We start from the raw sequence: 13,443 nt of genomic DNA, 5'->3' as shown, positions 1-13,443 counted from the left end.
AGACTGTGAAAAAGTTTTTCTGTCCTTTGGCATTGGTTTTCTTTTTTTCTTTTTCAGCACATGCAGGAAATGTTGATACTTTTGGTATAGGTTCTGCTGCTACGGCTCTTGGTGGTGCCTTTTCTGCAACTGCAGATGACCCATACGCAGTTTATTACAATCCGGCTGGTCTTGTAAATATAGATGGTCAGGTTGTTTCTTTTGGGTTTGAACTTTTAAATCCTGAACTTAAGGTTGATAATTTTAAAGCTGAAGATGGAAGTGGAGCTAAAGTTGTACCTTATAATGTTGAAGTTAAAGATGAATCCCCAGTTCTTCCTGTTCCTTTTATGGGTTATGCTGTTAAGTTGAACGAAAAGTTAGCTTTTGGTGTTGTTGCTTATGTTCCTTATGGTCTTCATATAAAATGGAACTCTGATCCTTCCATTAATCCTGCTGCTTATAATTGTTTTGAATCTTACTATATTCGGGGAGTTGTTACTCCTACAGTAGCTTTTAAATTTAATAAAAATCTTTCTTTTGGTTTTGGTGTTTCTTTTGGCCGTTCTGATGCTGGTACCCAGAGAAGATTCTATGATCCAACAATTCCATCACTGCACAATAAAATTGTAAAGTCAGATTTTTCGGACGATTTTAATGTTTCTTTTAATTTCGGAATGATGTATAAACCTGCAGATAAGGTTACGCTTGGTCTTACTTACCGTTCCAGAACGGCAACCGATTTTAAAGGTAGTGTTGAAATTGAAGGTGTTGCCAGCGTTGATGCTACAACCAAAATTGACCATCCTGAGCAGATTCAAGGTGGGATTAGATACACTCCAGATGATAGGTTGTCTCTTGAGCTTGATGTTGTTTGGACCCATTGGAGTGCGATTGATAAATATGTAGTGAAGTTTGACCAGTCTTTGCTTGGAAAAACGGAAGAGGTTTTTGTAAGGGATTGGGAGGATACGAGACAGGTTAGATTTGGTATTTCTTATAAACTTAATGAAATGGTGGTTTTAAGGGGAGGGTATTTTTATGATCCTTCTCCAATACCTGATCATACGTTTGATATGGCGTGGCCTGATGCTGATAAGAAAACGTATTCTGCTGGAGCAGGTTTTAATTTTGGCAGGTTAAAGGTTGATACGGTCATTCAATACAGTGTTTCTGAAAGTAAAAGGGAGATAGGGGGAGAGAGTGAAGAGTTAAATAGCAGTTACAACGATGGTTCTGTAGCACTTTCAGCGGAAGGACATTTGTGGGGTATTGGAGCAACAGTTTCTTATTCATTTTAATGGAGGTAGGTAATGAAAAAGCTATTAACTTTTTTAACAATATCTGTTTTGATTTCATCATGCGGAGTTCAACTTGGTAAACTTGATGAATCTTCCGTAACATTGGAGGGAGAAGTAAATATAGATAGAAACGGGTTGGTTTTTGACCCTAATACAGGAGCTATTCCTTTCCCAAACGATATTTTATGGGCTTCTATAGGGGGCAATGTAACTTTACAAGAAAGTACAGAATACAGTGATGCCACAAATCTACTTTACAGAGCGGTTAATGCACTTAAAATAAAGGGTTTTAGTCCAAATATGTTTATAGCAGTTCCTCTTATTAATGATTTTAAGATTACGAGTCTTGATGGGCACTATAAGTTGTTTGATTTAACAGATTTAAATTTATGTATTGTTGCCAACACAGGATGTTCCGATATTGATGAAACAGAGAAGCTTACATTTTTACAGGATAATAGTTATCTTAAATTTTATCCTGTTAAACCTCTTGATGCCGGTCATCAGTATCTTTTCCTTCTTCTTGATGGAATTAAGGATGAAACAGGTAATTCCATCATAGAATCCACAATCTATTCCTATCTTGAATCCGAAAAACCTCTTTCTGATGAGACCCTTGAATCCTTGAGAGAAAAGTATGCTTATCTGTATGATAAAGTCTTGCCAAGTTTAAATCCTATGCTTAACAGGGATACTGTTCTTGAGATGTTTACTTTTACAACTGCGAATAAAACTCTGGCAGTTAGTGACTTTTCCATGATAAAAGAAGCTTTAACAAACAGTACAATTGTCGAAAATCTTGAAGATCACATATCTGGTCTTGATTATTCATCTATTGCAAATGAGTATAAAAGTATTGAATCCGAAGCTTTATCTTTTGTGGGACAGGTTGACACAGAAAATAATACTTTTACAACCTATTTAATTTCAGAAAACAGAACAGAGAAAATCCCTTTTGTGATTTTTAACGGTGAAAATTATACCGATACCGTTTATATCTTTATGCACGGTCTTGGAGGTAATAAAACTCTTGCTGAACTTCTTACATCTGATATTTCTTTTCCTGTTGTGGCTTTTGACCTGCCCTGGCACGGGAGTAGAGTATTAACAGAAGATAATCCTTATACAGACTGTAATGAAACTGTTTCAGGAAGTTGCTTTCTTACAGAAAATCCGGGAAGTGACAGATTGAATTTCTATCAGTCAATTCTTGATCTGAGAGCTTTTGCTAATGCTTTAAAATCTGGAAAGCTTGATATAGATAGAGATGGCACTCCTGATACACCTTCAAATGTCTATTTTGTCGGGATGTCTCTTGGAAGTATAGTGGGAGGTCCCTTTGTTTCTTTTGACTCAAATATAGATAAAGCTGTTTTTAATACCGGGGGAGCAAATTTTGCTGCTCTTCTTGATACTGCAAAAAATTCTCTCATCACTTCTCTGGTAGGTAAGCTTGGTGTTAAAAGAAATACAATTGAATATTTTGTTGCTCTTGGTCTTTTTCAGACCCTTCTTGATCCTGCAGACCCTGCTAATTTAATGAATTCCTCAATCTCAAACAAATCAATACTTCAAACGGCCTATGGAGATTCAATTGTTTCCAATATTTCAAACAAAGTTTTTGCAAAGGCTTTAGGTTTTGATGATTACAGTTATGTTAACTTTGGGAATCCTGATATTTCCACAGGCTGGTATATGTTCGGAAATGAAACAGCTTATGTAAATCATGGGTTTTTGTTAAGCGCTGATATAACATATTATCCAGAGGTTTCAGAGTATTTAGGGGATGAGAATTACCTTATAGAGGCTCAAAAAGCTGCAAGAAAACAGATAGAAAGTTTCTTTAGGAACTAAAATAGGGGGAATATTTCCCCCTTTAAACTTCCTGAATTGCACCTTTAGATGCAGATGATGCTAATTTTGCAAATTTTCTTAGTAGTTTAGATTTAACTTCTTTCTTTAAAGGTGTAAAGTTTGCAAGTCTTCTTTTGATTTCTTCTTCATCAACAAGAAGTTCAAGTTTTCTTTCAGGTATATTAAGATAAATTTCGTCTCCGTCCTCTATGATTCCTATCACTCCACCTTCGGCAGCTTCAGGTGAAATGTGTCCTATGCAGGGGCCGTGAGTTCCACCGGAAAATCTTCCATCGGTAATAAGTGCAACAGATTCACCAAGTCCCATTCCCATTACAGCTGCTGTTACCGCCAACATCTCTCTCATACCCGGACCACCTTTTGGTCCTTCATATCTTATGACAATAACATTTCCCGGTTTTATTTTTCCTGCCATTACAGCTTCCATTGCATCTTCTTCACAGTTGAAAACCTTTGCAGTTCCTTTAAAGATTTTCATCTTTTCACTCATAGCCCCCTGTTTAACAACTGCGCCTTCAGGAGCTATGTTCCCGTAGAGTATGGCTATTCCTCCCTCTTTCTTATAAGGATTGTCAAGAGGCCTTATAACATTTTCATCAAAAATTCTTCCAGATGCGGCTATGGTTTTTATTGAGATTCCTGAAACTGTAGGGTTGTCTTCTATTAAAGGTTTAAGTCTTTTAAGAACTCCCGGAATTCCTCCTGCATAATGAAGGTCTTCCATAAGATATTCACCGCCCGGTCTCATATTACAGATTTTTGGAGTGGTTCTGCTAAGTTCATCAAAAACTTTAATGTCAAAGGGAATTCCTGCTTCATAAGCAATTGCTGGAAGGTGAAGCACAGTGTTTGTTGAGCCTCCAAGGGCAAGGTCAACTCTTATTGCGTTTCTAAATGCAGTAGGAGTTAGGATATCTCTTGCCTTTACTCCCTGTTTTACAAGTTCAACTATTTTTTCTCCAGAGCTTTCTGCTATTCTTTTTTTCTCTGCAAGGGGTGCTGGTGATGTTCCGCAGTAGGGAAGAGACATTCCGAGAGCTTCAGATAAACATGCCATTGTGTTTGCTGTAAACATTCCCTGACATGCACCTGATGATGGACAGGCGTTCTGCTCATACTCTAAAAGCTCTTCTAATGAGAGTTCTCCAGCTTTATATTTCCCGATGGCTTCAAAAGTGTGAGTTACAAGGTCAAGTCTCTCTTTTCCACGTCTTCCTGCAAGCATGGGCCCTGCTGTTACAACTATTGCAGGAACGTTTACCCTTGCCGCTCCCATTAGCATTCCAGGAGTTATTTTATCGCAGGCAGTTAGAAGGACTATTCCATCAAGTTGATGGGCGTTAACAACATCTTCAACAGAGTCAGCTATTATTTCTCTCAAAGGAAGAGAAAATCTCATTCCTTCATGTCCCATTGCTATTCCGTCACAAATTGCTGGAACTCTAACTATAAAAGGAGTTCCACCGGCGGCTGCCACTCCCCTTTCAATGAATCTTTCAAGTTGAAACATGTCAGCATGCCCAGGAACAAGATCTGTATAGCTGGAAATAATACCTATTAGCGGTTTATCTATATCTTCTCTTTTAATTCCGGTTGCCATCATTAAAGCTCTGGCAGGAAGCTTTTCAAATTCTCTGAAAACATCACTTCTCATTTTCAGAAGCCTCCTGGGCTTTTTTGATTAGCATTACCATTTCATCTCTTAGTTTTAGCCTCTCTTTTTTCATCTTTTCAAGTTCTAACTCTTCAGCAGGGGTGAGATATGTTTTCTTTTCCATCTTATCTATGATGTCATCAAGTTCCTGGTGTTTCCTTTCAAGGGTTGCAAAGTGATGAAATTTTTTCCTTGCAAGCTCTTTTAAATTTTCGTCTCTGTACATCTTCAACCTCCCTGAGTTGTATTTTAAGCATCATAACGATACCGTGGTTGTCTTTTCCGTAATAGTTTTTTCTGATGCCTATCTGTTTAAATCCCACTTTTTCATACAGGTTTAGTGCGGCACTGTTTCTGTTTGACACTTCAAGAAAAACATGCTCAACCTTTAAATTTACTAACATTTTCAAGGTTTCTTTTAACAGGTTTATAGCTACACTTTTTCTTCTGTAGTTTTTGTCAACGACAAGTAAATGAATTTCAGCTTCACTATCTATAACCATATAAATCACGATACCAACCAATGTTTTCTCTATAAAAGCTAAGTTTGCCTTAATATTAGGATTTAAATAGTCCTTATCTACTCTTTTTTCCCAGGATGGAAAATTTTCCTTTAAAAAGTTCCGTATTACTTCAATATCTCTGTCATTCCAAATTCTTATTTTTAGGTTTTGCATCTGGTTGCCTTATATATATCGGTTCTAAGTCTGTTCTATATCCAAATTTTTGTGCATAAAGAGCAGCACATATAGATATTGATGAGCATGCTTTCTTTATAAAGATGTTATTTTGATGTTTTAGAAATTCAACTATTTCACTGTTTTCACTAAAATAACCCGTTACAGTCACTTTTGATGTTAGTTTTTCTAACCTTTCCTTAATCTCTTTAAGAGTAAGGTCTTCTATGGGAAAAATAACGGATGTTTCATCTCTACAATAAGTGTAATATCTATTTTTCCTGCCTTCCACTATTACAAATACAGGAAATCCATCTTTAAGAAAGCAATATGAAAATGCTTCAACAGTGGAAACGGTGCCCACTTCTTTAAGTTTCCCGGAAAGTTTAAATGCCCTGGCAACAGAAAGTCCTATTCTGATTCCTGTAAAGGAGCCTGGCCCTGCTGTGAATATTGCAATGTCTATATCACTGAATTTATTCTCTGCTGTTCCTACAATATGTTGTAGATTTTCAAACAGTTTAACAGAATGTTCCCGTGGAGAGTTCCAGCTTCTTGAAGCTACAATTTTGTTGTCCTTAATCAGTGAAACGCTTCCGATAGGCGAAGAGGTATCTATACTTAAAATTTTCATTTCTATTCAACCTTCCTGATTATTAATCATAACACCATTATATCAATTTTCTAAACGTTCCATATTTCGGATGCAATTTTTCCTACGATGAAGTTAAAAATGTGAAAATATTCTGGATTAAGACGTAGAACGTTTTTTTCAAAAGTGATTATTTCCTCTTTTAGAAATGTTTGAAGTATTTCGCTTTTCATTATGGCTTTTTCAACAATTTCCAACTCTTGATAGTTTAATCTTACTCCGTATATAGTTCTGAGACCCATTCCAAGTTTTATTTCAAGCAGTTCATTAAAAGAGAAGGGAGTTATTTCACATGGCAGGTTGCAGTTTTTTATTTTCTCACTGTAAACTGTAAGATTTTCAACGTTTTTATAGTAAACTCCATCTATAAATGACGCAGCTGATGGACCAACGCCTATATATTTTTTTAGAAACCAGTAGGAAAGATTATGTTTGCATTCATAATTTTGTTTTGAGAAGTTTGAAATTTCATAATGGAGAAATTTTTTCTCTTTTAAAAATTTTACTATTAATTTGTAGAACTTGCTAAAGCGGTTTTCATCGGGAATGTTAAGGGACTCTTTTCTTTTATAGATGGGGGTGTTTTCGTAGAGAGTAAATCCGTATATGGAAATGTGTTTTAGTTCTTTAAAAGATGTAAGTATTTCAAGGTCATTTAAAAGAGATTTTTCTGTTTGGTTTGGAAGGGCAAACATAAGGTCAGCGGAGACGTTATTAAAAATTGACAGCGCATTTTCAAGACTGTTTATCGCTTCTTTCTCTGTATGGTTTCTTCCAATAAAATTCAAGAGTCTATTGTTAAACGTTTGAATTCCAAGGCTTACTCTCGTTATTCCTGCTGATTTAAGTTGTGATAAATACTCTTTTGAAGCGGTTTCTGGATTTATCTCAACTGTTATCTCTTTCAGATTACTTTTAAACTGTGTTATAAACTTTTCAAAAAAGGCAGGAGATAGGAGGGATGGAGTTCCTCCTCCAAAATAGACTGTTTCTGGTTCTATAGGTATATTTCTTATTTTTATCTCCTGTAACAGTAATTGCAGGTAATTTTCTTCATCAACGTTTTTGGTAATTTCAGAGTAAAAATCGCAATACGGACATTTTCTTCTGCAAAAAGGTATATGAACGTATAGATGCTTTATAGATTTCATCCTACTTAAAACTATAAGATACAGATATTATTGGGAAGAATAATGTTTTTGCCCCGTATAGCTTACTGAACAGATAAACTCCACCACCTATGGAAAAAGCACTTTTTTGACCCGATATATCATCTTCCACAGGAAGTCCGTATTCTATCCCGCCGCCTATGTATGGATAAATTAAAGAGGTCGTTCCTGCTTCTGCATAAGGATGGACAGTTTGAAGTTCATTTTTTGTAGTTATGTAATATCTAAATGCAATACCACCACCTGCAGATATTCCATAAAGGTATTTTGGTGCACCTTCACTGCTTCTTTTCATTTTTCCAGCAAATATAGTGTCTACTCCTATTCTCCACTGGTTTCCTGGAAGTTTAAAGGATATTTTTGATGGTTCTCTTTTTGCTGAATTTTCAGCAGGTTGTTCTGCTCCGTAGGATAAGTGTGAAAAGAGAAGAAGACTTACTGTTAGACATATAACTTTCTTTTTCATATTTTCTCCTCCTTACATTACTTGTGTATAATCTCTATATCATAAAAATGGGGGGTAATACAATGAAATGCAATTCAAAATTTGTTTTATGGCTAAAAGATGTTGACCTAAATGATGTTTCTCTTGTAGGTGGAAAGAATGCTTCCCTTGGGGAAATGATAAAAAACCTTGCTCCTGAGGGAATAAACATACCTGATGGTTTTGTTGTAACAGCAAAGGCATATTTTGAGTTCCTTGAGTTTAATAATCTGAAAGATAAGATTAAGAATATATTAACGGGGATAGATGTTAAAAACATTAAAGAGTTACAGGAAGAAGCATCTCATATAAGAGCATTCATTAAGCAGGGTGATTTTCCATCTCAGCTTCGAGCGGAAATTGTGAAATTTTACAGGAGTTTAAGTGAAAAGTATGGTATGAAAGAAGTGGATGTTGCAGTAAGGTCTTCTGCTACAGCTGAAGATCTACCAGATGCTTCCTTTGCCGGCCAGCAGGAGACATATCTAAATATCCGCGGAGAAGATGCACTGCTTGGAGCTATAAAAAACTGCTTTGCTTCTCTTTTTACCGCAAGGGCTATCTCTTACCGAGAGAGTTTTGGCTTTGACCACTTTAAAGTTGGAATATCTGTTGGTGTGCAGAAAATGGTTCGCTCTGACATGGGAGCTTCAGGTGTTTCTTTCTCCCTTGACACAGAAACTGGATTTAAAAATGTTGTTGTTATAAACGGAATTTATGGTCTTGGAGAACTGATAGTTGGTGGAGAAGTTGTTCCTGACGAATTTGTCGTTTTTAAGCCAACACTTAAAGAAGGTTTTAATGCAATAATTGAAAAGAAGTTGGGGGATAAGGATAGAAAGTTGATTTATACAGAGGATGGTCAGGGAACAGTTATTGTTCCTGTTGATGAAACCGATAAACATAAGTTTTGTTTGTCCGATGAAGAAATTTTAAAACTTTCCAGATGGGTTGTTCGTATAGAGGAGCATTATTCTAAGTTTCATGCACGTTGGTGTCCTATGGATGTTGAATGGGCAAAAGATGGAATTACAGGAGAACTTTTCATTGTTCAGGCAAGGCCTGAAACGGTTCAGTCGCAGAAGGATTACTCAAAGCTTGAGATTTATAAAGTGAATCTTTCTGAAGAGGAGAGGAAAAAGAAGATTCTCTTAAAAGGAATAGCCGTTGGCCATAAGGTTGCGTCAGGCAGGATTAAAAAGCTTTCTTCTCCCCAGGATGCTGTTGATTTTAAAGAGGGAGAAATTCTTGTGGCGGAGATTACCGACCCTGACTGGGAACCGGTGATGAAAAAGGCGGCAGCTATTGTTACAGAGAAGGGGGGAAGAACGTGTCATGCGGCTATTGTGGCGCGAGAACTTGGAGTTCCTGCTGTTGTTGGAGCCAGGGATGCTATGAAGATTTTAGAAGACAATGAAACGGTTACGGTTTCCTGTGCTGAAGGGAATGAAGGTTATATTTATGAAGGTGAAATTCCGTTTAGTATTGAGACCGTTGATATTTCTTCAATTCCAGAAGTTGATACACCGGTGTTGTTTAATGTTGCAACTCCAGATAGAGCATTTGAACTTTCTTTCCTGCCCAGCGATGGGGTTGGTCTTGCAAGGGAGGAATTTATTATAAATAACTATATAGGTGTTCATCCTCTTGCTCTTTTGAATTTTGATTTTATAAAAGAGAAAGATTCTGAAGTTGCAAGAGTCATAGAAGAAAAACTTTATGGATTTAATTCACCTGAAGAGTTTTACATAAGCAAACTTTCGTATGGAATAGCAAAAATTGCTGCTGCTTTTTATCCAAAGCCTGTGATAGTTAGATTTTCCGATTTTAAAACAAATGAGTATGCAAACCTCCTTGGAGGTAAATACTTTGAGCCTGCTGAAGAAAATCCGATGCTCGGCTGGAGGGGTGCATCAAGATACTATTCAGAGAGGTTTAAGGAAGCATTTGGGCTTGAATGTCTTGCTATAAAAAGAGTCAGGGAGGAGATGGGTCTAAAAAATGTGATAGTGATGGTGCCGTTTTGTAGAACTGTTGAAGAAGGCAGGAAGGTGCTTGAAGTTATGAAGGAATATGGGCTTGAAAGGGGGAAGGATGGGTTGCAGGTTTATGTTATGTGTGAAATTCCATCAAATGTGATTCTTGCTGAGCAGTTTGCGGAAATTTTTGACGGATTTTCTATAGGCTCCAACGATTTAACTCAACTTACTCTCGGCGTTGATAGAGATTCTGAACTTGTTGCTTCGGTCTATGATGAGAGAAACGATGCTGTTAAGTATATGGTTGCAATGGTTATAGAGAAGGCAAAAAAGATGGGTAGAAAGGTTGGTATCTGTGGGCAGGCTCCCTCCGATTATCCTGAGTTTACGCAGTTTTTAATAGAAAAGGGTATAGATACAATTTCTATTAATCCAGATGCTCTTTTGAAAACAAAAGTTGCGATAGCTGAAATAGAGAAAAAGTTGAAAAATTAACATTTATTTTGACATTCAAAAGTTAATGGTGTATCTTTAAGGCAGAATGAAAAGGGTTAAACTTAACAGTATAATTGCAGGGTTAATATTTATAACTGTTTTTAGTTGTGGGGATGTTGTTTATAGCTCATCTTTGCAGCTGAAAACGGAAGTTTTTTTATATGCTGAAAGTAAAGCTGTATCTTTTGTTTGTTCGTCTCAAAAGGATGAGGAAAGCTGCTTTGAGCTGCTAAAGTTTTCTTTATTTAATAATAAAGAATTTTTCAATCACTGTTCAAACAACCAAAAAATAAAAGAAGACTTAATTGAGCATTCAAATTTATCCAGAGCTCCTCCTCTTTAGTTCCTGTTAGGTTTCTCTTAATTATAAGTCTTTCTATATTTTGAACGGTTCAAAATAAAATTATTGGAGGAATTTCAAATGATAGATCTTGTTTTAACAAAAATTTTCGGAAGTAAAAATGAAAGAGCGGTTAAGAAGTTAAAGCCTCTTGTTGAGAAAATTAATGCACTTGAATCTGAGTTTGAGAAAAAGAGCAAAGAAGATTTGCAGGCTTTGACAAACAGATGGAAAGAAGAGCTTTCAAAGATAAAAGATGAGAAAGAACAATTTAAATATATGGATAAGATTTTACCTGAAGCGTTTGCTGCTGTAAGAGAGGCAGCAAAAAGAACCCTTGGAATGAGACATTATGATGTTCAGCTTATTGGTGGAATCGTTTTACATCAGGGAAAAGTTGCTGAAATGAAAACGGGTGAAGGGAAGACTCTGGTTGCAACATTACCAGTTTATCTTAATGCACTTGCTGGAAAAGGTGTTCATGTTGTAACTGTTAATGATTATCTTGCGAAAAGAGATGCTGAATGGATGGGCCCTGTTTATAACTATCTTGGAATAACAGTTGGTTATCTTCAAAACAGTATGGAAAAAGAAGAGCGTAAACGTATGTATTCAAAAGATGTAACTTACGGAACAAACAGTGAGTTTGGATTTGATTATTTAAGGGATAACATGGCATTTTCCAAAGAGGAGCGGGTTCAAAGAGACCTTTTTTACGCTATTGTTGATGAGGCGGATTCTATTTTAATAGATGAGGCAAGAACTCCTTTGATTATTTCAGGACCATCTGAAGAGAACGTGGATATTTATTACATTGCTGATACTATTGTGAGACAGCTTAAAAAAGATAAACATTTCACTGTTGATGAGAAAAATAAAACAGCTGTTTTAACAGATGAGGGTATTAGAGAAGTTGAAAAGATAGTAACAAAGATGACAGGATTAAAAGATTTCAATCTTTATGATCCTAAGTTTTCTGACCTTCTTCACGGGATAATTCAGTCTCTCAGAGCACACAATCTGTTTAAAAAGGATGTTGATTATGTGGTAAAAGATGGAAAAGTGATTATTGTTGATGAGTTTACAGGAAGGATTATGCCAGGTAGAAGGTGGAGTGATGGTCTTCATCAGGCTGTTGAAGCTAAAGAAAAGGTGAAAATAGAAGCTGAAAATCAGACACTTGCAACTATTACGATTCAAAATTATTTCAGACTTTATAAGAAACTTGCCGGTATGACAGGTACCGCTGAAACGGAAGCAGCAGAGCTTAAGGAGATTTATGGTCTTGATGTTGTGGTTATTCCAACAAACAAGCCTGTTATAAGGAAGGACCATCCAGATGTTATTTATAAAACAATGAAAGCAAAGTATGATGCGGTTGTTAAAGAGATAGAGAAGAATTACAAAATAGGCAGGCCTGTGCTTGTCGGGACTAATTCCATTGAGGCTTCCGAATACCTTTCATCTCTTTTGAAAAAAAAGGGAATTCCACATCAGGTTCTTAACGCTAAGTATCATGAGAAAGAAGCTGAAATAGTTGCCCAGGCTGGAAGACTTGGAGCTGTAACTATAGCCACAAATATGGCCGGCCGTGGTACAGATATTCTCCTTGGGGGGAATCCTGAATATATGGCAAAGCAGGAACTTAAGAAGAGGGGAATAACTCCTGAAAAAGTTGGTGAAGAGAAATTTGAGGAGCTGTTAAGAGAGGAGACTGAAAAGTTTAAAAAGCAAACGGAAGAGGAGAAGAAAAAGGTTATAGAGCTTGGAGGGCTTTACATTATAGGTACTGAAAGAAATGAAGCCCGCCGTATAGATAATCAGCTTCGTGGGCGTGCAGGAAGACAGGGTGATCCTGGAGAGTCCCGTTTCTTTCTATCTCTTGAGGATGATCTTTTAAGGTTGTTTGGTTCTGACAGGATTAAAAAGTTAATGGAAATGATGAATGTTCCTGACGATGAACCGATTACTCATAAAATGGTTTCAAAAGCTCTTGAGAATGCCCAGAAAAGAGTTGAGGACCAGAACTTCCAGATAAGAAAACGTCTTCTTGAGTATGATGAGGTTTATAACGTTCAAAGAAAGGTTATATATGAGCAGAGGAATAAGCTTCTTGATGGAGAAGATTTTAAGGAAGATATTTTCTATATGATAGAAGAAGTTGTTTGGAAACTTATTGACGTGTATGCTCCAGAAACGGTTGTTCCTGATGAATGGGATTTAAAAGGACTTAAACAGGCTCTTGAGATGAGGTTTGGTTTTGAATTTCCTGTTCCTGAGAGCTTTAAAGAACTAATGGAAATTGAAGTGGAAGGGGCAGTTAATGAAAGGGATAAACTATTTAAGATAGTTTACGATAGATTAATTAAAGAGTATGAGGAAAAAGAGAAACTTATAGGTAGCCAGCAGCTTAGAGAGATAGAAAGAATAATAATGCTTCAAACACTTGACCACTACTGGCGACAGCATTTAAGGGCTCTTGATCACATCAAAGAAAGTATAGGATGGAGAGGTTATGCTCAAAAGGATCCTGTAGTTGAGTTTAAAAAGGAAGCGTTTAATCTGTTTGAAGAGCTGATTGCAAACATAGAAAATGCAACCATAGATGGGATATTTAATTACTTTAAATATGCTGAAACACAAATTGACCAAGGGGATGTAAAGGCTTAAAAGGTAGGGGGTGAGCACATTCTCCCCACCCTTTTCCAATACCCCCAGCCTATTAGCCACCACAAAAACATCCTCAAGCAGCACAACAGGGAAACAAGCAACATTAAGATTAAACAAACAATCCCACTTACTCTTTAAAACCTCAAAAGGCGTTCTCCCATTCATACC

The 13,443-nt window shown here is 36.6% G+C and carries 10 protein-coding genes; 4 read left to right on the top strand and 6 right to left on the bottom strand.

Annotation, left to right across the window (positions count from 1 at the left end; genetic code table 11):
* Positions 1-5 precede the first annotated feature (5 nt).
* The gene (locus CHB58_RS01635) at positions 6-1,280 is read left to right on the top strand and encodes an OmpP1/FadL family transporter (protein WP_089322365.1); all 1,275 of its coding nucleotides are present in this window, start codon (positions 6-8) and stop codon (positions 1,278-1,280) included.
* Between the two features lie 12 nt (positions 1,281-1,292).
* Entirely contained in the window at positions 1,293-3,134 is a 1,842-nt protein-coding gene (locus CHB58_RS01630; protein WP_089322364.1) for a hypothetical protein, read from the top strand.
* Between the two features lie 22 nt (positions 3,135-3,156).
* Here CHB58_RS01630 and ilvD read toward each other — a convergent pair whose 3' ends face one another.
* From ilvD to CHB58_RS01600, 6 genes are read right to left on the bottom strand one after another with little or no spacing between them, the layout of a single operon-like run.
* Positions 3,157-4,809, bottom strand: coding sequence for a dihydroxy-acid dehydratase (gene ilvD / locus CHB58_RS01625; RefSeq protein WP_089322363.1), 1,653 nt, complete (start codon positions 4,807-4,809; stop codon positions 3,157-3,159).
* Entirely contained in the window at positions 4,799-5,035 is a 237-nt protein-coding gene (locus CHB58_RS01620; protein WP_089322362.1) for an HP1242/YdcH family protein, read from the bottom strand. Before CHB58_RS01620 ends, ilvD begins: the two co-directional genes overlap by 11 nt.
* Positions 4,971-5,486 (bottom strand): GNAT family N-acetyltransferase, encoded by a 516-nt coding sequence (locus CHB58_RS01615; protein WP_089322361.1) that lies wholly within the window; start codon positions 5,484-5,486, stop codon positions 4,971-4,973. The genes CHB58_RS01620 and CHB58_RS01615 overlap by 65 nt, the downstream gene beginning before the upstream one ends.
* Positions 5,455-6,120 carry a tRNA (adenosine(37)-N6)-threonylcarbamoyltransferase complex dimerization subunit type 1 TsaB gene (gene tsaB, locus CHB58_RS01610; RefSeq protein ID WP_089322360.1) on the bottom strand — a complete coding sequence of 222 codons (666 nt, stop codon included), beginning with the start codon at positions 6,118-6,120 and terminating at the stop codon, positions 5,455-5,457. The genes CHB58_RS01615 and tsaB overlap by 32 nt, the downstream gene beginning before the upstream one ends.
* A gap of 50 nt (positions 6,121-6,170) precedes the next feature.
* Positions 6,171-7,289: a radical SAM family heme chaperone HemW gene (gene hemW / locus CHB58_RS01605; protein ID WP_089322359.1), complete on the bottom strand. Its 1,119-nt coding sequence runs from the start codon at positions 7,287-7,289 to the stop codon at positions 6,171-6,173.
* 1 nt (position 7,290) lies between these two features.
* Positions 7,291-7,773, bottom strand: coding sequence for a hypothetical protein (locus tag CHB58_RS01600; protein ID WP_089322358.1), 483 nt, complete (start codon positions 7,771-7,773; stop codon positions 7,291-7,293).
* Between the two features lie 62 nt (positions 7,774-7,835).
* On the opposite strand from CHB58_RS01600, the gene ppsA reads away from it, so the two are divergent.
* Together ppsA and secA are read left to right on the top strand one after the other, a co-directional pair.
* Positions 7,836-10,265 (top strand): pyruvate, water dikinase, encoded by a 2,430-nt coding sequence (ppsA, locus tag CHB58_RS01595; protein WP_089322357.1) that lies wholly within the window; start codon positions 7,836-7,838, stop codon positions 10,263-10,265.
* A gap of 421 nt (positions 10,266-10,686) precedes the next feature.
* Positions 10,687-13,275 carry a preprotein translocase subunit SecA gene (gene secA / locus CHB58_RS01585; protein ID WP_089322355.1) on the top strand — a complete coding sequence of 863 codons (2,589 nt, stop codon included), beginning with the start codon at positions 10,687-10,689 and terminating at the stop codon, positions 13,273-13,275.
* The last annotated feature ends 168 nt before the right edge of the window (positions 13,276-13,443 follow it).

Origin of the sequence: Desulfurobacterium atlanticum, from assembly GCF_900188395.1 — a bacterium.
GTDB lineage: Bacteria > Aquificota > Aquificia > Desulfurobacteriales > Desulfurobacteriaceae > Desulfurobacterium_A > Desulfurobacterium_A atlanticum.
This window is presented reverse-complemented; position numbering and strand designations above follow the sequence as displayed.